Consider the following 23,420-nt stretch of genomic DNA (forward strand, 5'->3'; position numbering starts at 1 on the left):
TCCATCGACCGCCAGTCGAGGCAAGTCGATCCGTCCCTCGGTCGCGACATCTCGCCGCGCCGGACCGGGCCGCATGGAACGGTTGCGCCCGCGGGCCCGGCGACGGACCTCGCCCTCGCCGGCCGCCCGCGCCGTCATGCGGCGCGCGCGGCCTTGAGCGTCCCGCCTCAGCGGATGCCGCCGCTGGCGGTGATGACCTCGCCCGTCAGCCAGCCGGCCTCGTCGGAGGCCAGGAACGCCACCACCCCGGCGATGTCCTCCGGGCGGCCGGCGCGACCCAGAGGCGTCTGCGCGACGAGGCCGGCCTCCATGTCGGAGCCGACGACCCCGGCGGCGTGCGTGCCCTCGGTCACGACGAAGCCCGGGCTGACCACGTTCACCCGAATCTTGCGCGGCGCCAGCTCGTTGGCGAGCACCCCCGAGATGGCGTTCACCGCACCCTTGGTCCCGGCATAGACCGCCGCCATCGGCGTGTGCACGTGGGTGATGGCCGAGGAGATGTTCACGATGCTGCCGCCCTCGCCGAGATGCCTCGCGGCGGCCTGCGTCGTCAGCAGGAGCCCGAGCACGTTGACGTCGAACTGACGCCGGTAATGGGCTTCGGTCAGGTCCTCGATCGCGGCAAATTCGTAGATGCCCGAATTGTTGACCAGCACGTCGAGCCGGCCGAACTCCCCGACGGCGGCCTCGATCAGCGCCTGCGCCTCCGGCGCCCTGGTCACGTCGCCCCGGACCGCGACCGCCCTGCCGCCGGCCCCGACGATGGCCGCGACGACCGCGTCGGCTCCCGCCCGGCTGGAGGCGTAGTTCACCACCACGGCCGCGCCCTCGCGCGCCAGAGCCTTGGCGATCCCGGCACCGATGCCCTTCGACGCGCCGGTCACGACGGCGACCTTGCCCTCAAGCTTCGACATGCGTGCTACTCTCCGATCCGGGCCCGCTCCGTCGGCGGAGCGATAGTCCCATAGTTCGGAATTTCGGAACTATGGTGACGGAGTTCAAGACCCCTACGGACGGTTGATGAGACCCTTGTTCCACCCCGCCATCGAGGACGTGCGGCCCGAGGCGATCCTGCACGCCCTCGCCGATCCCGACCGGGCCGCCATCTTCGCCGGAATCATGCGGGCCGGCTGCGTCGAGGCGTGCTCCGCCCTGTCGGCGATCGGCGACCGCGTGATCCCGAAATCCTCGCTGTCCAACCACGTCAAGGTGCTGCGCGAGGCCGGATTGATCCGCAGCGAGCGCCATGGCGTCGAGATGCGCAACCAGTCCCGCTGGGCCGAGGTGGAGGCCCGCTTCCCCGGCCTGCTGGCGGCGATCATCAACGCCTATGCGTCCGGCCTCGGCACGACGCCACGCGCCGACGAGACGATTGCGTCATCCTGAGTCGGCTCGCATCGGCGGGCCGACGCTTCGCCCGTTCAGGTTCTCGGTTCGTCGCGGATGTCTGTCGTAAAAACTGGATGCCGCTTCTTGCGAAATCTGCTCGTGGGCGGCGAGCCGGCCCTCACGCGCTCCGCGCGTCGGGCTGCGCCCCGCCCGCGCGCCGCTCCGCGGGGCCGCGCAGGTCGGCGGCCTCCTGCGCCTCGACCCGGCGCTTGAACGCGCCCCAGGCCATCAGCGTGCAGCCGCAGCGGTCGCACTGGATCATCGCCTCGTCGGTCAGGGCGGCCGGCAGGCGGACCGCCGGCGAACCGCACGACTCGCATCCGAACCCGCTGCGCATCTCGCTCACCCCGTTCTCGTTCAGGCCGCACTGCAAGCTTAGGCATGGTGCGCTGCACGCAAGATGAACGGAACAGGGCTAACCGCTACGAATCCAGCTCGAAGGCGGAGACGACGTGGCGGGGCCAGCGGCCGGGCGCGACGAGGACCGCGTCGGCCCGGAGCGTCAGGCCGGCGCACCAGGGCGCGCGGGCGATCCAGGCCCGGGCCGCGCGGGACACGAGGCGGCGCTTGCGCGCGTCGATCGCGACCTGGGCCGCCTCCAGGGTCGGACGGGCCTTGACCTCGACGAAGGCGACGACGCTGCCGCGGCGCACGATCAGGTCGATTTCGCCGCCGCCGAGCGACACCCGCCAGGCGAGCGGCCGGTAGCCCTTCAGCAGCAGGGCGAGCGCCGCCAGGATCTCGGCCCGCCGGCCCCGGGCGAGGTGGAGCCGGCGCCGGGCCGCGCCGTCAGGCCTCGCCGGCATCGCCGCCGCGGCGGGCCAGCACCAGGGCGCGGGCATAGACCTCGCGCCGCTTCAGGCCGGTCTCGTCGGCGACGAGGCTGGCCGCGTCCTTGATCGAGTGGCGGGCGAGCGCCGCCTCGATCCGGGCGTCGAGGTCGGCGTCGTGCTCCGGGCCGGGCGCATCCTCGGGCGCGGTGCCGATCACCACCACCACCTCGCCCTTCGGCGGACCGGCGGCGGCGTACTCGGCGGCGAGCGAGGCGAGGTCGCCCCGGCGCACGGTCTCGAACAGCTTGGTCAGCTCGCGCGCCACCGCGGCCGGGCGGGTGCCGCCCAGCACCTCGGCGGCGTCCGCCAGCATCTCCGGCAGGCGGTGGGGTGCCTCGAACAGAACCAGCGTGCCCGGCACGCCGCCGAGCATCGCCAGGCGGTTGCGCCGGGCGCCGCTCTTCTGCGGCAGGAACCCCTCGAAGAAGAACCGGTCGGTCGGCAGGCCGGCCGCGACCAGCGCCGTGATCGCGGCCGAGGGCCCGGGAATCGGGGTCACGGCCAGCCCTGCCGCGATCGCCGCCTGGACCAGCTTGAAGCCGGGATCGGAGACCAGCGGCGTGCCGGCATCCGAGACCAGCGCCAGGGCCTCGCCGCCCTGCATCCGGGCGATCATCCGGTCGCGCACCCCCTCGCCCGAATGCTCGTGATAGGCCACGAGCGGCGTGGTGATGCCGTAATGGGCGAGCAGCGTACGGGTGACGCGGGTATCCTCGGCCAGCACGGCGTCGGCGGCGGCCAGCGTCGCGAGGGCCCGGAAGCTCACGTCCTTGAGGTTGCCGATCGGCGTCGCCACGACGTGCAGGCCGGGGGGCAGGGGATCGGCCTCGGCGGCGAGGCCGAAGGCGGTGTAGACGGCCGGACCCCGGCCGGTGGCGGACCGGTCCAGAGACCGGCGGCGGGAATCGTCGCTGCGCTGGGTCATCGCGCGCGACACTGCCACGGCTTCCCGCCCCAGCGCCATCGCGGCGTGGCCGGGAGCGGTCGTTTACTTTTCCCCGGCAGACTTTATGCACCGGGCACGTTCGTTGCCGATTCGTTGCGCGCGGGGCGCGGCGGAGCGGCCGGACCGGGGGGAGCGGGCGATGGGGGGCATCGGCCTCGACACTCTGAAGCGTTTGGGATGGGGCGGCGCGCTGCTCGCCGGCCTGCTGGCGCTCGGCGCCTGCGGCGGGGTCGACAGCCCGGTCGTCGCCACCCGCGCGCCCGCGCCGGAGGCTCCCGCCGCGCCGCCGCCGGGCGAGACGGCGACGCTCGGCACCGGCAGCGTCAAGGTGGCGCTGATCCTGCCGCTCTCCGGCCCCGGGGCCGCGGTGGGCGCCAGCCTGCGCAACGCCGCCGAGCTGGCGCTGCAGGAATCCCAGAGCCCCGACCTGAAGCTCCTGGTGAAGGACGACCGCGGCACGCCGGACGGCGCCCGCGAGGCGGCGGCGTCGGCGATCGCCGAGGGCGCGGAGCTGGTCATCGGGCCGCTCTTCTCCGCCACGGTGCAATCCGCCGCCGCCACGGCGCGGCCGGCCGGCAAGCCGGTGATCGCCTTCTCGACCGATGTCAGCGTGGCGGCCCGCGGCGTCTACCTGCTCAGCTTCCTGCCGCAGACCGAGGTCGACCGCATCATCGACGCGACCACGGAAGGGGGCCGGCGCTCCTTCGTGGCCCTGATCCCGGAAACGACCTACGGCAACGCCGTCGAGGCGCAGTTCCGCGAGGCGGTGGCGCGCCGCGGCGGCCGCGTCGTCGCGATCGAGCGCTACCCGGCCGGCAACCCGGCGGCGGCGATCGGGCGGCTCGCCCCGCTGATGACCGGCCCGGCGCCGCAGGCCGACGCCCTGTTCCTGCCCGACACGCCCGACGGGCTCGCCGCCGCCGGGGCGGCGCTCACCCGCGCCGGCTTCAACCCGGCCCGGGTCCGCCCGGTCGGCACCGCGGTGTGGAACGACCCGCGGGTCTTCGCCCTGCCGGCCTTCCAGGGCGCCTGGTTCGCCGCCGCCGACCCGGTGGGCTTTGCCGGCTTCGGCCAGCGCTACCGGGCCCGGTTCGGCACCGACCCGGTGCGGGTCGCGACGCTGTCCTACGACGCGGTGTCGCTCGCCGCGGCGCTCAACCGGCAATACGGGTCGCAGCGCTTCGCCGACACCACGCTCACCAACCCGTCGGGCTTCGCCGGGATCGACGGGACCTTCCGGTTCCGCCCGGAGGGCACCAGCGACCGGACGCTCGCGGTGTTCGAGATCCGGGGCGGCGGCACCACGATCGTCAGCCCGGCGCCGCGGGCGCTGGGACCCTCGGGGACGTAAGGCCCCCGGCGGGCGCGAGGGGGCGGGCCGTCAGGCCGCCAGCTCGGCCACCACGGCGTTGAGCACCGGCGCGCCCTTCGGGGTCGCCGCGAGGCGGCCGTCGGGCGCCCGCGCGACGAGCCCCGCACCGACGAGGCCCGCGATGCGCTCCGGGTCGAGGGGCCGGCCGGCGAGCGCGGCGTAGCGGGCGGGATCGATCCCCTCGCGCAGGCGCAGGCCCATCATCAGGAACTCGTCGGCCTGGTCGCCGGGACTCAGCGCCTCGGTCTCGAGGAGGCCGTGCCCCTCGCCCTCGGCCCGGGCGAGCCAGGCCTCCGGGTTGCGCTCGGTCGAGGTGCCGGTGCGGCCCGCCGGCAGGACGAGGCGGCCATGGGCGCCCGGGCCGATGCCGGCATACTCGCCGTAGCGCCAGTAGAGCAGGTTGTGGCGCGATTCGGCGCCGGGCCGGGCGTGGTTCGAGATCTCGTAGGCCGGGAGGCCCGCACCCGCGCAGACCTCCTGGGTCACGTCGTAGAGGATGCGTGCCGTGTCGTCGTCCGGCACAGTGAGCTTGCCGGCGGCGGCCAGGCCGTAGAACGGCGTCCCCTCCTCGATGGTGAGCTGGTAGAGCGAGAGATGCTCGGCCGCCCGGGCGATCGCCCCGCGCAGCTCGGCGGCCCAGGCCTGCGGCGTCTGGCCCGGCCGGGCGTAGATCAGGTCGAAGGAATAGCGCTCGAAATGCGCGGCGGCGGTCTCGACCGCCCGCATCGCCTCCGCCGTGCTGTGCAGGCGCCCGAGCGTCTTCAGCGAGGCGTCGTCGAGGGCCTGGACGCCGAGCGAGACCCGGTTGACCCCCGCCGCCCGGTAGCCGCGGAAGCGCTCCGCCTCGACGCTGGTCGGGTTGGCCTCGAGCGTCACCTCGACGTCGGGCGACACGCTCCAGGCGCCCGCCACCGCGTCGAGGAGCGCCCCCACGGTCTCCGACTCCATCAGCGAGGGCGTGCCGCCGCCGAGGAAGATGCTGGTGACGGTGCGCCCCGGCGCGAGGGCGGCCGCGTGGGCGATCTCGCGCGCGAAGGCGGCGCGCCAGCGTGCCTGGTCGAGGCGGGTGTGGCGGACGTGGCTGTTGAAGTCGCAATACGGGCACTTCGCGGCACAGAAGGGCCAGTGCAGGTAGACCCCGAAGCCGACGTCCCGGGTCGGATGTTCGATCATCCGGGGGATGTGCCGGCCTTGGCGCCGCGGCGCAAGGGGCGGAATGCCCGCAGGAACCTCCCGCTTACGCCGGCAGGCCGTGATGCCGGCGGGCGATCAGGCATTCCGGGTCGCCGGGCTCGCAGGTGCGGCAGACCTCCGGCCGCACCGCGTAGACCTTGCAGGCGACGGATTCGCCGATCCGGCCCTCCAGCGCGCTGCACCGGTCGCCGTCGCAGCGCATCCGCCCGGCCGGGTCGTCGACATAGGCCTCCGGGATGCGCGCGAGGTCGGCGTCGTCCTCGATGCTGAAGCGCGGCCACTCCGCCGAGTAGGCGCAGCAGGCGCCGCAGGACTGGCAGGCGAAGCCCGCCGGATCGGTCGGATCCGCAGCGAGGCTCACGGGGATAGGCCCGGGGAGACGGGCGGGATCGGGCGCGGGCGGCCCTCGTCGTCGATCGCCACGAAGGTGAACACGCCGACCGTCACCTTCTCGCGGGTCTGCGTGCGGAAGCGCCGGGCCCAGGCCTCGATCTGGATCCGCATCGAGGTGCGGCCGGTGCCGACGACCTGGGTGTAGACGCACAGCACGTCGCCGACCCGGACCGGGCGCAGGAAGGTCATGCCGTCGACCGCCACCGTGACGACGCGGCCCTGCGCCCGCTCGACCCCGGCGATGCCGCCGGCCTGGTCCATCTGCGACATGACCCAGCCGCCGAAGATGTCGCCGTTGGCGTTGGTGTCGGCCGGCATCGCGATGGTCCGCACGGTGAGCTCGCCCTGCGGCCGCGCCGCCGCCGCGTCGGCGGTGCCGTCCGTCGTCCCCTCGTCCATCTTGGCCATGCTGCCCCCCTGGTCTCCCGGGCGAGCATAGGGCATCGAGACGCCGGAGCGCGAGCGCCGCGAATCGCCGATTGCACCCCGCGGTTTCATCCCCGGGCGAACGGACCTAGATTCGCCGTCACGCCATCGATCAGCCGGAGGACGCATCATGATCCAGGGCCACCCCACCAGCGGCGCCGAAGCCGACCGCGACTGCCCTGTCCCGCTCGCGACCCTCGGGGAGATCTACCGGGCCGAGCCGGAGGACCTGCCGGACCTCCTCGACGCCCTGCCGGTCGAGACCCGCGCCAAGCTCGCGGGCTACCTCTACGCCAAGAGCCATACCCATAAGCTCGGCCTCGTCGTCGCCCGCACCTGCGGCAAGGACGAACTGGTAAAGGCGCTGGGCGAGATCGGCGCCGTGGTCCACGGCCAGGCCCACCTGCCGCCGCCCAAGCCGGTCCAGGCCGCTCCGGCGCAGCCCCAGGCGCGCAAGATCAGCCTGGGCGGCTCGGGCTCGAAGCGCAGCTTCGACTGAGGGGCAGGTCGGCCGTCCCGCGATGGGGGCGGCCGACCGCCGGCGCCCGTCGCCGTCGAAGCACCCGGCGGGGTGAACGCGTCACCGCAGCTCCAGCGTCAGGCTCCGGAAGCGCTTGCCGTCCCGCGACTCCCCGCACGGCTTGCCGTCGGAGCCCAGCGCCTCGCCGTCGTCGCTCAGCACCTGCACCCGGTCGCCGGCCGGGTCGACCAGCAGGCCCTCGGGCTGGAAATCGGGAATCGCCGCGAAGGCCGCAGCGACGCCCTCGATCCGGACCGGCTTGTCCGCGGGCGTGCCCGACCAGCGATAGAGGTCGAACGGCTCGCCCCCGCCGCCCGCTCCCCCCGCCAGCACGAGATAGGCCTTGGCCTGCGACGCGTAGGCGATGTCGCGGATGCCGCGGCCCTTGAGGTCGAGGGCGACCGGGGGGCCGAGCCGCGGGGCGGCGCCGGTAATCGCCTCGGCCGGGTTCTCCAGCGGCACCAGCTGGGCGTTCGCGTCGGTGTCGAGGGGGTTGCGCAGGCCGAGCCAGAGGGACTTTTCGTCCGGGCGCGGCGCCATGCCCTCGATGTTGAAGCCCTTGCGCTTGGGGTCGAGGTCGTCGCGCGCCGGCACGTCGAGGCCGATCCGCGCCGCCAGGAGCGGCGACAGCGCCGCCAAGGCCTGGGGCAGGGACCGGATCGCGGCGCCCTTCGGGGCGAGCGTCGGCGTACCGGCCGGGTCCGTCACCGCCATGGCGGCGAGGCGACCGCGGCCCGGGCTCTGCTTGCCGCCGTGACGGCGGCTGTGCGAGCCGAGGACGAAGAGATCGGGGCCGAGCCAGGTCGCGGATTCGAGGTCGGCCTTGCCGTCCTTCTCGCCCAGGCCGAGATGTGCCGCGAGATCGGCGCCGTCGAGGGGCAGGGCCTCGCCGCTCGCGCCCGCCCGGTAGAGCCGCACCATGGTCGACTCGTCGTCGACCACCAGGAACTGGTCGCCGAAGCTGCCGCGCGGATACGGCACGGCACCCGACGCCTCGCACATCCCGCGATGCTCCAGCAGCGGACCGACCCTCACCGGCTCGGCGGCAGCGGCGAAGGCCGTGACGGACGAGACGAGGGAGGCGAGGAGCGGCAGGGGGCGAGGCATCACGGGTCTCCCGGATTCCTGTTGCAGGCGGGTGCCGATCGGGCGGCCCGAGCGGCCTCCACGGGATGGCCCGCAGGTGGCGAAGGCGACCGTCGAACGGGGATTCGCGAGAGAGCCCGGTCTCAGCCGCCGGTCATCGGCGGGAAGAACGCGACCTCGGCCGCGCCCGCGAGCGGCGTCTCCGGCTTGGCGTGGACCCGGTCGACGGCGGCGCGGACCACGCCATCGGTCTCGAAGGCGTAGGCGTATTCCTCGCCGCGGCCTTTCAGGAAGGCGACGAGGTCGGCGACGGTCGCGACGTCGGGCGGCAGGTCGAGGATTTCCTCGGGACGGCCGATCCGCTCGCGGACCCAGGCGAAGTAGACGAGCTTCATGGGGTGGTGCTCATCTCTCGTCGTCGATCACGTGGCGGATGCCGGAGCGCATGTAGTCGTAGCCGGTGTAGAGCGTCAGCGCGGCGGCGAGCCACAGCAGCACGAGGCCGAGCGTGCCGTTGCCCGGCAGCACCCGCTCGCCGGCCGGGCCCGCGATCAGCACGCCCAGCGCCACGAGCTGCACCGCGGTCTTCCACTTGGCGACCCGGCTCACCGGCACGCCGACCTTCAGCTCGGCGAGGTATTCGCGCAGGCCCGAGACCAGGATCTCCCGGCACAAGATGACGATGGCGGCCCAGAGCGACCAGCCGCGGATCGTGCCGTCGGCGCAGAGCATCAGGAGGCTCGCGGCGACGAGCAGCTTGTCGGCGATCGGGTCGAGCATCCGCCCGAGCGCCGAACTCTGCGAGTAGGTGCGGGCGACGTAGCCGTCGAGATAGTCGGTGATCGCGGCCGCCACGAAGACCGCGACGGCGATCCACCGCGCGGTGTCGTCCTGGGGCCAGAACAGCAGCGCCACCACCACCGGAACCGCGACCAGGCGGCCGTAGGTCAGCATGTTGGCGAGGTTGAGGGCCGTCGAGCGGCGCCGGGGCACGACCACGTTCATCGCCTTCGGTGAAACCACGCGGGGGGAGGGGGCGTCAACACGGCTGAACCCGCACAGGGCCTCACGGATCCCCCCGCCTCACGCATCGGCGTGGAAAAAGTCGTAGACCGCCCGGGCGGTCGCGGCATTCACGCCGGGCGTCCTCGCCAGATCCTCGAGGGCGGCCCGCTCGATCGCCTTCACGGTCCCGAAATGGTGCAGGAGCGCGCGCTTGCGCGTCGGCCCGATCCCCGGGATCTCGTCGAGGGGGTTCTTCACCATCTCGCGCTTGCGCTTGGCCCGGTGCGCCCCGATGGCGAAGCGGTGGGCCTCGTCGCGCAGGCGCTGCACGAAGTACAGGGTCGGGTCGCGCGGCGGCAGGCGGAACGGCGCCTGGCCGGGCACGAAGAAGGTCTCGCGCCCCGCATCCCGGTCGCGCCCCTTGGCGATGCCGACGAGCGGCACGTCGGTGACCCCGACCTCGTCGAGGGCCTTGCGGGCCGCCTCGAGCTGGCCGCGGCCGCCGTCGATCAGCACGAGGTCGGGCCAGGCCGGAAACGCCTCGGTGTCGTTCGGGTCCGGTGCGGGCTCGGGCTCCGACGGGCCGCCGGCGGCGGCCGCCACGCTCGCCTCGGCCTTGGTGCGCGGGTGCTCCTTGACGAGGCGGGCGAAGCGGCGCTGCAGCACCTCGCGCATCATGCCGTAATCGTCGCCGGGCTTCACCTCCTCGGACTTGATGGTGAAGGTCCGGTAGTGGGTCTTCATGAAGCCGGTGGGACCCGCGACGATCATCGCGCCGACCGCGTTCGTCCCCATGATGTGCGAGTTGTCGTAGACCTCGATGCGGCGGGGCGCCGCCGCGAGATTGAACGAGGTGCCGAGCGCGGCGAGAAGCTTGCCCTGCGAGGCGGTGTCGGCGAGGCGCCGGGCCAGCGCCTCGCGGGCGTTGCGGGCGGCGTACTCGACGAGGTTCTTGCGCTCGGCGCGTTTCGGGCAGTGGATCTCGACCCGGTTCTCGCTCTTGGTCGAGAGGGCGGCGGCGAGGAGTTCGGCATCCTCGATCTCGTGCGAGACCAGCACCAGCCGGGGCGCCGGCTTGTCGTCGTAGAACTGGGCCAGGAACGAGGCCAGCACCTCGTCCGGCGTCATGCTGCGGTCGGCCTTCGGGAAGTAGGCCCGGTTGCCCCAGTTCTGCCAGTTGCGGAAGAAGAACACCTCGATGCAGAACTGCCCGGCCTGCTCGTCGAGGGCGAAGACGTCGGCCTCCTCGATCCCTTGCGTGTTCACGCCCTGCACGCCCTGGATGGCGGCGAGCGCGGCGATGCGGTCGCGGTAGCGCGCCGCCTTCTCGAACTCCCAGGCATCCGACGCCGCCTGCATCTCGGCGGCCATCCGCTCCTTGATGGCGTTGGACTTGCCCGACAGGAAGCCCCGCGCCTCCGCCGCCAGCCCGGCATAGTCCTCGACCGAGATCTCGTTCGTGCAGGGGCCCGAGCAGCGCTTGATCTGGTAGAGCAGGCAGGGCCGCGAGCGGTTCTCGAAATAGCTGTCGGAGCAGGAGCGCAGCAGGAAGGCGCGCTGGAGCGCGTTGACCGTGCGGTTGACCGCCCAGACGCTGGCGAAGGGGCCGTAGTAATGCCCGGCCCGGCGCCGCGCCCCGCGATGCTTGACGAGCTGCGGCGCGTCGGAATCCGCCGTGAGCAGGATGTAGGGCAGGGACTTGTCGTCCCGCATCAGCACGTTGAAGCGGGGCTTCAGCTGCTTGATGAGGTTGGCCTCCAGCAGCAGCGCCTCGGTCTCGGTCGCCGTGGTGACGAACTCCATCGAGGCCGTCTCGGCGATCATCCGGGCGATGCGGTTGGTGTGCGCCTGGCCGCGCGCGTAGGAGCCGACCCGGTTCTTCAGGTTCTTGGCCTTGCCGACGTAGAGCACGTCGCCCTTGGCGTCGAACATCCGGTAGACGCCCGGCGAGGACGGCAGCGTGGTCCAGAACCGGCGGATCACCGCGGTGCCGGCCTGGATCGCCCCGGCCCCGGCATCGAGGTCGAAGTCGATCTCCGGCGAGGTGTCGAGGGCGTCCACCGTCTCGTCGTCCTCGATCGCGTCGAGGGCGTCGGGCGGCACGTCGTTCCCAGGCTGTCGGCTCATCCCCGCGATGTAGGCGCCGCCGCCGCCGCTGGAAAGACCGCGCACGGGCGCTAAAAGGCCACCGGCGGCCGATGCCCCCGAAGACCGACGGACGAAGGAACCCCCGCCCGCATGAGCCTGCGCGACTGCCGCGTGCCCCGCATCCCGCCGATCCGGCGCGACCGGCCGGCGGTGCGCACGATCGAGAACGCCCTCTACCTGCCGCACAGCGAGGCGCGGGGCCGGCCCTCGGCCCTGTTCGACGCGGCAGGGCGCTTCGTGCCCGAGAGCGTGGATTACCGCGGCACCGTGCCGTCCTGGCAGCGCATCGACTGGCCGCAGGACTGGTCCTCGGGCCTGCCGGCGGAGATCCCGGCGGCGCCGGAAGAGACCTACCTCTTCCTCGGCGGCGCCCACCTGCATTACGGGCACTTCCTCGTCACCACCCTGCCGCGGTTCTGGCCGCTCCTCTCGGGACGGCCGGGAGCGCCGATCCTCTGCTACGCGCCGACCGACCCGGCCCTGTGGCAGCCCTACCTTTTCGCCCTCGACATCCTCGCTCGCCTCGGCCTCGACGTGCGCGACATCCACGCCTTCGAGGGGCCGCGGCGGCTGCGGCGCGTCGTCGTGCCGGCTCCGGCCTTCCAGGAGGAGGCCTACGGCCACGCGGTCTTTCGCGACCTGTGCCTCGCGATCGGAGCCGGCTGCCACGCCCCCGACGAGGTCGATGCCGACGACCGGCCCGCCTACCTCGCCAAGACCCGGCTCGCCGGCGGCGTGCGGCGCTTCGCCAACGAGGACGAGGTGACGGAGATCCTCGCCCGCGCGGGCGTCGAGATCCTGCACCCGGAGACGATGGGCTTCGCCGAGCAGGTCCGGCTCTTCGCCCGGCGCCGGGTGGTGGCGGGTTCCCTCGGCTCGGCCCTGCACACGGCCCTGTTCGCGCCGCCCGGCCGGCGCGTGGTGGCGCTCAGCCCCGGGCGCACGATCAACCCGACCTTCCGGCTCGTCGACGTCCTGTGCGGCAACGCCGTGTCCTACCTCCACCAGCCCGGCACGGCGGAGGCGGCCCCCGGCGCCTTCGGCAGCCAGCACCACCTCGCCGATCCGCGGGCGGCGGCCGAGGACCTGCTGCGACGCATGGAGCGGATGGCGGCGGCGCCGGTGCGGGGAGGCCTCGAGGGGGCGGGATCGCGCCTCGCGGGGACAAGATCGCGACTCGCAAGGGCGTGGTCGCGCCTCACCGGCCGCGGCGTCCCGTAAGCCGCGGGGCCGGGCGGCGGAGACGCGACGAAACCCACCGCGTCGTCCCGCGGCTGTCCGGGGACCGGGAGCCGGGCGACACAGTGGGTTTTCGGGTCCGTCCCGTTCCGGCCTGCGCGGCCGCGTCTCTCAATCGAACAGGGCGTCGATGTCGGTCTGGTCGACGTGGCCCGGATCCTCGTCGAGCTTCGGCCCGTTGAGGAGGCTGCTCTCGTCGTCGATGCTGACGCCGCCGGCGCTCTCGCCGATCAGGTCCTTGAACGCGTCCAGGCCGCCCCAGGCGTCGATCATCCGGTCGATGTGGTCCTCGACGAACTTGAGGACGTTGACGATCTTGCTGATCCGCTGGCCTGTCAGGTCCTGGAAGTTGCAGGCCTCGTAGAGCACGACGGTGCGGTCGAGGATGGCGTCGACGCTGGAGCTGTCCTTGAGCCCGCCGGTCGAGCGCAGCACCGAGGCGTGGGTCTCGATCTCCTCGACGGCGGCCAGGATGGTGGTGGTCGCCCGCTCGGTCGCGTCGACCACGGCGTCGAGCTCGCCGGCAGCCCGGCGCACGCCCTTGCCGTCGAAGTCCTGCCGGTGCAGCACCGCGATCTCGTGCTTGGTCCGGCCGATGGCGGCCTTCATCACGTCGAGCTCGGTGCGCATCCCGTAGACTTCGGCCATCTCGCGACGGCAGGCGTCGATCACGTCGCCGGTCGTGGTCTGGGTCAGCCGCTTCAGCTCGTTGACCGTCGCCAGGATCTCGGAGATCCGGTCGTCATTGGCCGGGTTCGGCTGAGGCGACGCCTCGACCGGAGCATGGGAAACGCCGAGACTTTCCTCGATGCGGAAGCGCTTGTTCTTCATGGATCCGAGAGAGCCTGCAACCGCGGCCGCATCGTACGGCCCACGCGGTGCAGTCTCGCCAGGATTGATTGCGAATTGCTGAATGCCGGCGACGTCGCGGCAGGCGGTGACGAAGGATTCACGATGCCGGCGGATTAACGATTCGACGCAAGGGTTTAGCGAAACGCTCACCACGTTCCTTCACCGCCCGGTCCCCGCCGATCCGCTCTCCTGTCGCCAGTGACGGCGATCGGTCGGACGGATCTTTGAGGCGGGTTGCGATGGTGATGCGCGGGATGGTGCTGGCCGGGACGGTCGCGGCGGGGCTGGGCGTGGTGGCGCTCGGGACCGGCCCGGCCCTGGCGCAGGGGACGACCGGCTACGGCGGCGGCTTCATCGAGTACCTGATGACCGGCCAGGACCCGGGCACCGTGGCCCGCCCGCTGCGCCCCGCCCCGGTCGCGCCCGACGGCACGCTGCTCCCCGGGCGCGGCTACGGCTACGGCCAGGCCGCCTACGCCACCCGGCCGGGCGCCTATGCCGGCGAGGCCTACGGTCAGCGGCCGGCCTATTCCCGCACGGCGGGCTACGCCGCCGCCGGCACCTCGGGTGCGCAGGTCAGTTACGCGCCGGCCGAGTACGGGGGCGTCCTGCATTCGGGCGATCCTGTGCCGGTCCGGGCCCAGGCACCGCAGCAGGCTTATGAGCCGCAGCAGGCTTATGCGCCGCAGCAGGCCTACGCGCCGCAGCAGGCCTACGCGCCGCAGCAGGCCTACGCGCCGCAGCAGTCTTACGCTCCGCAGCAGGCCTACGCGCCCGATCCGTTCGAGGCGCCCGGCGCCCGCCGGGCCGCGCTGCCGGAGGTCCGCGAGGAGGGGATCGGCCGGGCGATGGATCCGCGCTTCCAGCGCCAGGAGGTCGCCTATGACGGCGGCCAGCGCCCCGGCACGATCGTGATCGATACGCCCTCGCGCTTCCTCTACCTGGTCCAGCCCGGCGGCCGGGCCCTGCGCTACGGCATCGGCGTCGGCCGGCCGGGCTTCACCTGGTCGGGCATGAAGACCGTGAGCGCCAAGCGCGAATGGCCGGACTGGACGCCGCCGGCCGAGATGCTGCGCCGCCGCCCCGACCTGCCGCGCCACATGGCCGGCGGCCCCGCCAACCCGCTGGGCGCCCGCGCGCTCTATCTCGGCTCGTCGCTCTACCGCATCCACGGCACCAACGAGCCCCACACGATCGGCCAGTCGGTCTCGTCCGGCTGCATCCGGATGATGAACGAGGACGTGACCGACCTCTACGAGCGGGTGCCGGTCGGCGCCCGCGTGATGGTGATCTGACGCCGCGGGGATAGTCTCACGGCACGAAAAAAGGCCCCCGCCGCGGCGACGCGGCGGGGGCCTTCTCGTTCGACGCGGCGGCCCGATCAGACCCAGTCGTCGCTGCCGCCGTCGCCCATGTCGCCGTCGAACGAGGCGTCCTGGAAGCCGGCATCGTCACCGCCGAGCGGGGAACCGAAATCCTCGCTGCCGCCCTGGTTGCCGAAATAGTTGTTCTCGATCGTGGTGCCGCCCGCCGCGCCGGCGCCGCCGAGGCCCGCCATGCTGCCGAGCGACGAGTGGCCGCCCGCGAAGGCGTTGCTCAGCGCGCTGCCGAGCAGCATGCCGCCGGCCGCGCCCGCCGCCATCGGCAGGGCGGTGGCGAGGAAGCCGCCGCCGGCCCGCTGCGGTGCCGCCTGCTGGCCGGCCCAGGGGCCGCCCTGCTGGGGCGCGTAGCCGGGCGGGGGACCGCCGTAGCCCGGCTGCTGCTGGCCATAGCCGGGCTGTTGCTGGCCGTAGCCGCCGCCCTGGTTGCCCCAGGCGCCGCCGCGCGGGGGCTGCTGCTGCGGCTCGGGCCGCGAGCCGCCGCCGAAGATGCTCGAGAAGAAGCCGCCGCCCCCGCCCTGGCTCGCGCCCTGGCCGCCGCGCTGGGCCTCGGCCCGGGCCTGCTCGAGCTGCTGGTTGAGGCTCTTGATCGCCTCCTCCTGCACGTAGACGAGCTGCGCCATCGCGTAGGGGGCGTAGGGCTGGGCGCGGATCTTGTCGGCGATGAAGCGCTCCGCGTCGGCATCGCGGGGCTGCTGCGCGGCCTGCTCCAGTCGCTGGAATATGCCGTTGATGACGTCGCGTTCTTCGCTGTTCATGGAGCCGTACTCCTTCGGTTGCCGTTGGGCGGACCCGGCCCGGCGCCCACGAGATGGGAGGGGGACGGGCGTTTGTCACGGGGAGACAACGCCCGAGCGGGGCGTTTTCGCTCACCTCCTGCATTACGTTTTCGTCACCCCGTCTCATCCCGTCGCGGCCCGTCCGTTTCGCCGCTCCCATTCGCCGCTCCTGCTGTGAGGCCCTCATGCGGGCCCCCGACTTTCTGCCATCCCCATCGCCTGTTAAGGGGGACCGGGACGCGGCACGTGCGGTTGCCCGCGGGAGGAACATGATGGATCGCAAGACGATCGGTGGCCTATCGGTCGCCCGGGTGCTGCACGACTTCGTGGTCGAGGAGGCCCTGCCGGGCACGGGGGTCGCCCCCGACGCGTTCTGGAACGGGCTCGCGGCCCTCGTGCGCGACCTCGCGCCCCGCAACCGCGCCCTGCTCGCGACCCGCGACGCCCTGCAGGAGAAGATCGACGCCTGGCACCGCGACCGCGCCGGCAAGCCGGTGGACGAGGCGGCCTACAAGGCCTTCCTCGCCGAGATCGGCTACCTCCTGCCCGATCCCGGCCCGGTCCAGGTGCGCACCGACGACGTCGACGACGAGATCGCCGCGATCGCCGGCCCGCAGCTCGTGGTGCCGACCTCGAACGCCCGCTACGCGCTGAACGCCGCCAATGCCCGCTGGGGCTCGCTCTACGACGCGTTCTACGGCACCGACGCGGTGTCGGAGGAGGGCGGCGCGACCCGGGGCGGGGGCTACAACCGCACCCGCGGCGCCCGCGTCGTGGCCCGCGCCCGCGCCTTCCTCGACCGCACCGTGCCGCTCGCCGGCGGCCGCCACGCCGACGTGGTGACCTACGCGGTCGAGGGCGGCCAGCTCGTCGGCAACATGAACACCGGCGACACCATCCCGCTCGCCCGGCCCGACGCCTTCGCGGGCTATCGCGGCAGGGCCAGCTCGCCCAACGCGCTGCTCCTGCGCCACAACGGCCTGCACGTCGAGATCGTGCTGGACCGCACCCACCGGATCGGCCGCTTCGACGCCTCGGGCGTCGCCGACATCCTGGTCGAGTCCGCGGTCTCGACGATCATGGACCTCGAGGATTCGGTCGCGGCGGTCGATGCCGACGACAAGGTCGTGGTCTACCGCAACTGGCTCGGCCTGATGAACGGTACCCTCGCGGCGCCGGTCGAGAAGGACGGCAAGCGCTTCGAGCGCAAGCTCAACCCCGACCGGACCTACACCGCGCCCGACGGCGCGGGCGAGGTCAGCGTGCCGGGCCGCTCCCTGATGCTGGTGCGCAACGTCGGCCACCACATGTTCACCGACGCGGTGCTCGACGAGTCCGGCGCCGAGGTGCCGGAGGGGATGCTCGACGCCGCCGTGACCGCCCTGATCGCGATCCACGACCTCAAGAGCACGGGCCTGCGCAACAGCCGCCGCGGCTCGGTCTACATCGTCAAGCCGAAGATGCACGGGCCCGAAGAGGTCGCCTTCGCGGTCGAGCTGTTCACCCGCGTCGAGGCGATGCTGGGCCTGAAGCCCAACACGCTCAAGATGGGCATCATGGACGAGGAGCGCCGCACCACGGTCAACCTCGCCGCCTGCATCAAGGCGGCCTCCGAGCGGGTGGTGTTCATCAACACCGGCTTCCTCGACCGCACCGGCGACGAGATCCACACCTCGATGGAGGCCGGCCCGGTCATCCGCAAGAACGACATGAAGGGCACGCCCTGGATCAAGGGCTACGAGGAGAACAACGTCGATGTCGGCCTCGCCTGCGGCCTGCTCGGCCGGGCGCAGATCGGCAAGGGCATGTGGGCGGCGCCCGACGCGATGGCCGACATGCTGATGCAGAAGGGCGCCCACCCGAAGGCCGGCGCCTCGACCGCCTGGGTGCCCTCGCCGACCGCCGCCACGCTCCACGCGCTGCACTACCACGAGACCGACGTGAAGGCCCGCCAGCAGGAGCTGGCGCGCCGGCCGCGCTCGGCGATCGACGAGATCCTGCAGGTCCCGCTCGCCCGCTCGAACTTCGCCCCCGACGACGTGCAGCAGGAGATCGACAACAACGTGCAGAGCATCCTGGGGTATGTCGTGCGCTGGATCGACCAGGGCGTCGGCTGCTCCAAGGTGCCGGACATCCACGACGTGGCCCTCATGGAAGACCGCGCCACCCTGCGGATCTCGTCCCAGCACATCGCCAACTGGCTGCACCACGGCGTGGTGTCGCAAGAGCAGGTGATGGAGACGATGAAGCGCATGGCCAAGGTCGTGGACCGCCAGAACGCCGGCGATCCGCTCTATCGTCCGATGGCGCCGGGCTTCGACGGTCCCGCCTTCCAGGCCGCCTGCGACCTGGTGTTCAAGGGCCGTATCCAGCCCAACGGCTACACCGAGTACGTGCTGCACGCCCGGCGCCGCGAGGCCAAGGCCGCGGGCGCGCCGGCCTGAAGGCGCGAGAGGGGAGGGCGCCCGCCGCGGCAGGCGGGGGCGCCCGATCGCGGGTTCCGGGCCGGCGGGCGTTTCCGCCGTCCCGTTCCCGGGGACTCGTCGGCGACACCTTTCCCGGGCGACGTCCGGCAGGGCCCCGGGTCCGGAGGGCCCGTCAGCAGACCGCGTTCGCGTTCGTCATCACGTCGATGGCGTAGCCGCGGTAGGAGACGCCCGACGGGCTGATGTAGGTCTTCACGAATCCCGGCAGCACGGAATTGTAGGTGCTGCTGATGATGACGGCGGCGCCGATGTCGCCGTCCCGCATGATATTGCCGGCGGAGGCGAGTACGTCGGCATCCGTCAGGGCGGTGCGCGTGCCCGAGCAGACCTTGACGGACCCGGCGCTCTTCTGGAGCATGAACATGTCGATCGTCGCGCTCGGATAGCGCACGAAGGTGTTGGCCCGGCGCTTGATGTAGGCGTCGATCATGTCCGACATGCAGCTCGAGTTCTGGCAGGTGGACATCGCCCGCGCGATCACCACCGAGGCCCGGTCGACGTCCCGCTTCGTGTTGACCATGAAGACGATGTCGTGCGTTCCCATGAACATCAGCAGCGCCAGGCTGCTGATGACGGCGAACTCCACCGACGCCGTCCCACGGCTGCCCCGCACGAACCCGCACAGGCCGATCGCCAGTCCGTGTAGCCTAACTCCCCGGGCCGCGCCCCATCGCGTTGCGATCGGGCGCGGCTCCGGGTGATCGACATCGCTGCACGATCCGAGACGAACCGGGATCCGCTTCGCCGGACGATGCTCTAGCGCCGAAAGACCACCGATTCCCGTGCGACCAGCTGCGGGACGAGCGGCACGAGGCGCGGGGCCGCCATCGCCGCGCGCAGCACGATGACGTCCTGGCTCGCGCCGGTGTCGAAGCTGGTCCCGGTGATCGCGGTCGACGCCGTCGGAACGTCGGGAAGCTTCATCGCCTCGATCGTGATGCCGCTGGTCTGGTTCAGGCAGCTCTGGGTGAAGGCGATCCTGGCGCAGATCTTGGCCTTGTAGCCCGGCTTGTCCCGGGCCAGGAGCTCCGCCTCCGGCTCCGAGGCCGACTGATACAGCGCGTCGCTGATCGTCTGCTGGAGGTAGCAGTAGATCACGAATTGCAGCAAGCCGAGCACGAGCATCAGCAGCGGAAAGGCGATCAGGGCGAACTCGACCGCCGTCGCGCCCGACCGGCATCTCAGCATCCTGGCTGTGTGGGGCATCGCAGGCTCGGGAGAAGCGGGGTGGCCACGTCAAGGGCATGAGTTCTGGCAAAAGCGCAGATAGTCGATCAGCCCGCCGAAGCTGTCGTCGAGCCCGGCCGCACGCCAGGAGATCCGATAATCCTGCTGCTTGGTGACGCTGAACTTGTAGCTCCTCTCGATCCAGGTCTTCGACCAGATGCAGACGTCGGCCATGTATTGCTTGACATAGGCCGGATCGGTGGTGGCGGTCAGGGCTTGATCGTCCGACTTGTAGCCGCTCGCTTTCGGCTCGACCCAGAGCTCGATGCGCCGCGTCTGCCCGTCGAGGGCGACCGTGCTCGTGCCGGCCGCGTTCCTGGCCACGTCGCCGTCGCGCGTCAGGCCGTCGGTGTCCTTCGGGTTCGAGCAGATGATCGCGTCGTTCGGGTACTGGTACGCCCCGACGTTCTTGCGCGCCGTGTAGACGTAGCGGACCTCGTAGGTGCCGACCGCGAGGTTGAAGATCATGTTGATCGACGAGTTCGTCGTGTTGTTGCCGCGCGTACAGGCATTCTGCTGGGCCGTGGTGCGGGTGCCGACCTGGTTGCTGCAGTCGCTGTCGAGCTCGGCGAAGGACTTGCCGTACTGGACGCCGTCGCCGGTCGTGATCGCCGAGAGCTGGTCGACCTCGACGCCGGCATTCGTCGTTCCCCAGGACTTCCCCTGGCAGATCGAGCTGGCGCAGTTCGCCTGCGACATCGTGCCGAACACCGCCCAGCCGCCGACCAGCTGCGAGGCATAGCCCTCGAAAGACTCGGACATCATCATCGTCGGCGGGCCGGACGAGGATGCCGCCTGGACGTTGCAGTCGCGCGTCACCGAGAAGTCGACGCTGTCCTTGTTGAGGAACTTCTTGAAGAACAGCCCGACGCTGCCGGTCGCCACGACGTGGATGTTGCCCGGGCGGACGCTCAGCGGCGGCGTGGTGAGCACCGCGGAGGATACCGTCGGTGTCGCGGTGATCCGGGCGGTCGCGGCCAGGCCCCGCTCCGACCGGTTCTTGTCGGCGTAGGACTGGACCGTCGCGTCGTAGCCGCTCGGCATGCTCAGGCCGCTCAAGCTCTCGACGTAGACCTCGGCCTGCCGGCAACTCAGGTCGGTCGCGGAGATCAGCCTCTGCTTGTACTCGACCGCGCGCGAGATCTCGATGCTGCCGCCGATGCCCACCATGAGGATCGGCAGCAGGATGCCGAACAGGACGGTGGTGATGCCCCTCCGGTCGCCGATGAATGCATGGCGTCTCGTGGACTCGAAACGCATCCTTGTCTCCGCGGGTCGTTCGATCAAGACGCCGCAGGACTGTCTTCCCAAATTATTTAACAAGTATTAATTCGGTATTAGAGCTTGCGCTTGTACCGAGATTATTGATTCTCGGTTGTTTCAGCGGACGTCGTCCTGTCGAGCCTTGCCCGGAACGGCGCAGCGCCCGGCCATGTCGTGGCCGGGCGCTGCTCCAGGTTCTCGATCGTGCGGTGATTTTTTCGACGAGCCTGGATCCGCCTCGTCGAAAAGTGCTCTAGAACGGGATGTCGTCGTCCAGGTCGTCGTAGCGCTTCTGGTTGCCGCCGCCGGATGCGGGGGCGGGGCGCCGCTCTCCGCCGCCGGACGACGAGCGCCCGCCGGAGCTGCGGCCGCCGCCACTGCCGCCACCGCCGCCGCCGTAGTCGCCGCCGCGGCTGATCTGGCCGCCGCCCATGTCGTCGGCGCCCATCTCGCCCATGCCGCCCTCGGCCCCGCCGCCGCGGCCGTCCAGGATGGTCAGCTCGCCGCGGAAGCGCTGCAGCACGATCTCGGTCGTGTACTTCTCGACGCCGGACTGGTCCTGCCACTTGCGGGTCTGGAGCTGGCCTTCGACGTAGACCTTCGAGCCCTTGCGCAGGTACTGCTCGGCGACGCGGGCCAGGTTCTCGTTGTAGATCACGACCGAGTGCCACTCGGTCTTTTCCTTGCGCTCGCCGCTCGCCTTGTCCTTCCAGGACTCGGACGTGGCCAGGCGCAGGTTCACCACCGGATCGCCGGAGGCCAGCCGGCGGGTCTCGGGGTCGCGCCCGAGATTGCCCACCAGGATCACCTTGTTCACGCTGCCCGCCATTCCGCTCTCCTCTCGTTCCATCTCACTCGGGCGTTCGCTTCGGCGCAGGCCCGCCCGACGCCGCGGACCACCGCATCGGTCCTGCGAGTTGGGCCGAACCTGCCGGGCCCGGCAAGGGGAGGGGGCGCCTTGTGCCCGAAACACACATCGCCGAGGCCGGATCGTGTTCTACATTTGTTCGTAGGATGAGGCAAGCGCCGCCGGTGCGGCCCGATGGGCGGCCTGCACGACGAGAGCGCGGTCGGGACAATCATCCGTCCTGTCCGGTCGGTGCCGTGAAGTCGTTCATGCGCGCACGCGGTGCGTCGCCCGCCCGCAGGCTTTGCTGCCGCAAGGTTCCGCCTCGTCGCGAGCAAGCCGCGTCCCGGCTCCGATCCCGCTACGGCCGGCTGCCAGTGTGTCGGGCAAGTCTCGGCTGACGTAAATTTTAGCCGGGTCGGGATTGCCAGCACGCTGAACTCGTGGCGGAGTGCCGAAACATGCCGCGAGGGCGTTGACGTCGCTACTCCCACGCTGCATGCCGCGCCACCGGTCCCAGGGCCGGCAGGACGACCGCCGGAGACGTCCGCGGGTGTCCGTCGATGAACGAGCGGGCCGGACCGTCGGTGGGTTCCGGCCGTCGAACGTATCCCGGTTGAATATGCGGCGAAGGTCGCACCGCGACGGCCGACCTGAAGGCGGCCGGCACCGTGGGGAGAGAACGAACATGCAGCACGCCACGCCGTCCGCGACGGCTCCGGGCTCGTCGCAGCCCTGGTACAAGGTCCTCTACATCCAGGTTCTGATCGCCATCGCGCTCGGCGTCCTGCTCGGCTACGTCGCCCCCGACGCCGCCAAGGCGATGAAGTGGCTCGGCGACGCCTTCATCGCGCTCATCAAGATGATGATCGCGCCGATCATCTTCTGCACCATCGTGCACGGCATCGCGTCGATCGGCGACCTCAAGAAGGTCGGCCGCGTCGGCCTCAAGGCGCTGATCTACTTCGAGGTGGTGTCCTCGCTCGCCCTCGTCATCGGCGTGATCGTCGGCGAGATCGTGCAGCCGGGCGCCGGCTTCGGCGCCACGGCCGAGCAGCTCGACGCCAAGGCGGTGGCCGGCTACGTCAGCAAGGCGCAGGCCGATTCCACGGTCGCCCACATCATGGCGATCATCCCCAAGAGCTACTTCGACGCCTTCGCGGGCGGCGACCTCCTGCAGATCCTGCTGATCTCGGTGCTGACCGGCGTCGTCATCACGGGCCTGGGCGAGCGCGGCAAGCCGGCGATCCACGCCATCGAGGCGGCGGGCGAGATCTTCTTCCGCATCATCGGCATGATCGTGAAGCTCGCGCCGATCGGCGCCTTCGGCGCCATGGCCTACACGATCGGCCAGTACGGCATCGGCAAGCTCGGCAACCTCGCCGGCCTCGTGGCCACCTTCTACCTGACGAGCCTGCTGTTCGTGCTCGTGGTGCTCGGGCTGATCGCCCGCTTCTCCGGCTTCTCGATCCTCAAGTTCCTGGCCTACATCAAGGACGAGCTCCTGATCGTGCTCGGCACCTCGTCGTCCGAGACGGTGCTGCCGCACATGATGCAGAAGATGAAGCGGCTCGGCGCCTCGGATTCGGTCGTCGGCCTCGTCATCCCGACCGGCTACTCGTTCAACCTCGACGGCACCAACATCTACATGACGCTGGCGACGCTGTTCCTGGCCCAGGCCGTGGGGGCGGATCTCAGCTTCGGGCAGTACGCCACCATCATCGCGGTCGCGATGCTGACCTCGAAGGGGGCGTCGGGCGTCACCGGCGCCGGCTTCATCACGCTCGCCGCCACGCTCGCGGCCATCCCCGGCAACCCGGTCCCGGTCGCCGCGATGGCGCTGATCCTCGGCATCGACAAGTTCATGTCGGAGTGCCGCGCGCTCACCAACCTCGTCGGCAACGGCGTCGCCTGCGTGGTGGTCAGCCGCTGGGAGGGCGAGCTCGATCCGGTCAAGCTGCGCGAGGTGATGGCCAATCCCCTCGCCATCGGCACGGAGATCGCCGACGAGAAGCCGGTCCCGGTCGCGCCGTAGG

General features: G+C 71.6%; 24 protein-coding genes. 7 read left to right on the forward strand and 17 right to left on the reverse strand.

Features of this window, described 5'->3' with window-relative positions; genetic code table 11:
* Nucleotides 1-167: 167 nt before the first annotated feature.
* The gene (locus V3T34_RS23085; protein WP_060846712.1) at nt 168-914 is read right to left on the reverse strand and encodes a glucose 1-dehydrogenase; all 747 of its coding nucleotides are present in this window, start codon (nt 912-914) and stop codon (nt 168-170) included.
* Nucleotides 915-1,020: 106 nt separating this feature from the next.
* On the opposite strand from V3T34_RS23085, the gene V3T34_RS23090 reads away from it, so the two are divergent.
* Complete coding sequence (locus tag V3T34_RS23090; protein ID WP_060846711.1) at nt 1,021-1,386, forward strand: ArsR/SmtB family transcription factor; 366 nt, start codon at nt 1,021-1,023, stop codon at nt 1,384-1,386.
* A 121-nt stretch (nt 1,387-1,507) separates the two neighbouring features.
* Here the strand turns inward: V3T34_RS23090 and V3T34_RS23095 are convergent, their stop codons facing one another.
* The 3 genes from V3T34_RS23095 to rsmI form a co-directional block, all read right to left on the reverse strand.
* Nucleotides 1,508-1,726 carry a hypothetical protein gene (locus V3T34_RS23095; protein WP_244533560.1) on the reverse strand — a complete coding sequence of 73 codons (219 nt, stop codon included), beginning with the start codon at nt 1,724-1,726 and terminating at the stop codon, nt 1,508-1,510.
* A gap of 85 nt (nt 1,727-1,811) precedes the next feature.
* The gene (locus V3T34_RS23100; protein ID WP_082742761.1) at nt 1,812-2,195 is read right to left on the reverse strand and encodes a YraN family protein; all 384 of its coding nucleotides are present in this window, start codon (nt 2,193-2,195) and stop codon (nt 1,812-1,814) included.
* Nucleotides 2,179-3,147 carry a 16S rRNA (cytidine(1402)-2'-O)-methyltransferase gene (rsmI, locus tag V3T34_RS23105; RefSeq protein ID WP_331369300.1) on the reverse strand — a complete coding sequence of 323 codons (969 nt, stop codon included), beginning with the start codon at nt 3,145-3,147 and terminating at the stop codon, nt 2,179-2,181. Before rsmI ends, V3T34_RS23100 begins: the two co-directional genes overlap by 17 nt.
* A 160-nt stretch (nt 3,148-3,307) precedes the next feature.
* Between rsmI and V3T34_RS23110 the strand changes: the two genes are divergently transcribed.
* A complete protein-coding gene (locus tag V3T34_RS23110; protein WP_305077929.1) occupies nt 3,308-4,519 on the forward strand; it encodes a penicillin-binding protein activator in 1,212 nt (403 codons plus the stop codon).
* Between the two features lie 30 nt (nt 4,520-4,549).
* Here the strand turns inward: V3T34_RS23110 and hemW are convergent, their stop codons facing one another.
* The 3 genes from hemW to yciA form a co-directional block, all read right to left on the reverse strand.
* Complete coding sequence (gene hemW, locus V3T34_RS23115) at nt 4,550-5,713, reverse strand: radical SAM family heme chaperone HemW (RefSeq protein ID WP_305077928.1); 1,164 nt, start codon at nt 5,711-5,713, stop codon at nt 4,550-4,552.
* A 64-nt stretch (nt 5,714-5,777) separates the two neighbouring features.
* On the reverse strand, nt 5,778-6,101 hold the full coding sequence (locus V3T34_RS23120) for a YkgJ family cysteine cluster protein (RefSeq protein ID WP_407942758.1): 324 nt from the start codon (nt 6,099-6,101) through the stop codon (nt 5,778-5,780).
* Nucleotides 6,092-6,535, reverse strand: coding sequence for an acyl-CoA thioester hydrolase YciA (gene yciA, locus V3T34_RS23125; protein ID WP_060846705.1), 444 nt, complete (start codon nt 6,533-6,535; stop codon nt 6,092-6,094). Before yciA ends, V3T34_RS23120 begins: the two co-directional genes overlap by 10 nt.
* A 148-nt stretch (nt 6,536-6,683) precedes the next feature.
* Between yciA and V3T34_RS23130 the strand changes: the two genes are divergently transcribed.
* Nucleotides 6,684-7,052 carry a hypothetical protein gene (locus tag V3T34_RS23130; RefSeq protein WP_305077927.1) on the forward strand — a complete coding sequence of 123 codons (369 nt, stop codon included), beginning with the start codon at nt 6,684-6,686 and terminating at the stop codon, nt 7,050-7,052.
* 81 nt (nt 7,053-7,133) lie between these two features.
* Here V3T34_RS23130 and V3T34_RS23135 read toward each other — a convergent pair whose 3' ends face one another.
* The 4 genes from V3T34_RS23135 to uvrC all read right to left on the reverse strand — a co-directional run bounded on the left by V3T34_RS23135 (nt 7,134) and on the right by uvrC (nt 11,291).
* Complete coding sequence (locus V3T34_RS23135; protein ID WP_305077926.1) at nt 7,134-8,180, reverse strand: DUF3616 domain-containing protein; 1,047 nt, start codon at nt 8,178-8,180, stop codon at nt 7,134-7,136.
* Nucleotides 8,181-8,302: 122 nt separating this feature from the next.
* Nucleotides 8,303-8,554, reverse strand: a complete 252-nt coding sequence (gene moaD / locus V3T34_RS23140) for a molybdopterin converting factor subunit 1 (protein WP_305077925.1) — start codon at nt 8,552-8,554, stop codon at nt 8,303-8,305.
* Between the two features lie 10 nt (nt 8,555-8,564).
* On the reverse strand, nt 8,565-9,164 hold the full coding sequence (gene pgsA / locus V3T34_RS23145) for a CDP-diacylglycerol--glycerol-3-phosphate 3-phosphatidyltransferase (RefSeq protein WP_060846701.1): 600 nt from the start codon (nt 9,162-9,164) through the stop codon (nt 8,565-8,567).
* Between the two features lie 78 nt (nt 9,165-9,242).
* On the reverse strand, nt 9,243-11,291 hold the full coding sequence (uvrC, locus tag V3T34_RS23150; protein WP_288582024.1) for an excinuclease ABC subunit UvrC: 2,049 nt from the start codon (nt 11,289-11,291) through the stop codon (nt 9,243-9,245).
* Nucleotides 11,292-11,402: 111 nt separating this feature from the next.
* Here uvrC and V3T34_RS23155 point away from each other — a divergent pair, with 111 nt between their 5' ends.
* Entirely contained in the window at nt 11,403-12,533 is a 1,131-nt protein-coding gene (locus V3T34_RS23155; RefSeq protein ID WP_305077924.1) for a glycosyltransferase family 61 protein, read from the forward strand.
* Between the two features lie 129 nt (nt 12,534-12,662).
* Here V3T34_RS23155 and V3T34_RS23160 read toward each other — a convergent pair whose 3' ends face one another.
* Nucleotides 12,663-13,382 carry a chemotaxis protein gene (locus V3T34_RS23160; RefSeq protein WP_060846699.1) on the reverse strand — a complete coding sequence of 240 codons (720 nt, stop codon included), beginning with the start codon at nt 13,380-13,382 and terminating at the stop codon, nt 12,663-12,665.
* Nucleotides 13,383-14,011: 629 nt separating this feature from the next.
* Between V3T34_RS23160 and V3T34_RS23165 the strand changes: the two genes are divergently transcribed.
* On the forward strand, nt 14,012-14,698 hold the full coding sequence (locus V3T34_RS23165; protein WP_331369305.1) for a L,D-transpeptidase: 687 nt from the start codon (nt 14,012-14,014) through the stop codon (nt 14,696-14,698).
* A gap of 86 nt (nt 14,699-14,784) precedes the next feature.
* On the opposite strand, the gene V3T34_RS23170 is transcribed toward V3T34_RS23165, so the two are convergent.
* Complete coding sequence (locus tag V3T34_RS23170; RefSeq protein ID WP_305077923.1) at nt 14,785-15,540, reverse strand: DUF2076 domain-containing protein; 756 nt, start codon at nt 15,538-15,540, stop codon at nt 14,785-14,787.
* Between the two features lie 293 nt (nt 15,541-15,833).
* Between V3T34_RS23170 and V3T34_RS23175 the strand changes: the two genes are divergently transcribed.
* Nucleotides 15,834-18,005: a malate synthase G gene (locus tag V3T34_RS23175; RefSeq protein WP_305077934.1), complete on the forward strand. Its 2,172-nt coding sequence runs from the start codon at nt 15,834-15,836 to the stop codon at nt 18,003-18,005.
* Nucleotides 18,006-18,159: 154 nt separating this feature from the next.
* On the opposite strand, the gene V3T34_RS23180 is transcribed toward V3T34_RS23175, so the two are convergent.
* From V3T34_RS23180 to ssb, 4 genes are all read right to left on the reverse strand, one after another.
* Entirely contained in the window at nt 18,160-18,633 is a 474-nt protein-coding gene (locus V3T34_RS23180; RefSeq protein ID WP_091883480.1) for a hypothetical protein, read from the reverse strand.
* A gap of 170 nt (nt 18,634-18,803) precedes the next feature.
* A complete protein-coding gene (locus tag V3T34_RS23185) occupies nt 18,804-19,253 on the reverse strand; it encodes a TadE/TadG family type IV pilus assembly protein (RefSeq protein ID WP_082742461.1) in 450 nt (149 codons plus the stop codon).
* Nucleotides 19,254-19,283: 30 nt separating this feature from the next.
* Nucleotides 19,284-20,534 (reverse strand): TadE/TadG family type IV pilus assembly protein, encoded by a 1,251-nt coding sequence (locus tag V3T34_RS23190; RefSeq protein ID WP_060846694.1) that lies wholly within the window; start codon nt 20,532-20,534, stop codon nt 19,284-19,286.
* Nucleotides 20,535-20,790: 256 nt separating this feature from the next.
* On the reverse strand, nt 20,791-21,366 hold the full coding sequence (gene ssb, locus V3T34_RS23195) for a single-stranded DNA-binding protein (protein WP_305077922.1): 576 nt from the start codon (nt 21,364-21,366) through the stop codon (nt 20,791-20,793).
* A gap of 706 nt (nt 21,367-22,072) precedes the next feature.
* Between ssb and V3T34_RS23200 the strand changes: the two genes are divergently transcribed.
* Nucleotides 22,073-23,419: a dicarboxylate/amino acid:cation symporter gene (locus V3T34_RS23200; protein ID WP_060846692.1), complete on the forward strand. Its 1,347-nt coding sequence runs from the start codon at nt 22,073-22,075 to the stop codon at nt 23,417-23,419.
* The last annotated feature ends 1 nt before the right edge of the window (nt 23,420 follow it).

Origin of the sequence: Methylobacterium ajmalii (assembly GCF_036448855.1) — a bacterium.
Taxonomy (GTDB): Bacteria; Pseudomonadota; Alphaproteobacteria; order Rhizobiales; family Beijerinckiaceae; genus Methylobacterium; species Methylobacterium ajmalii.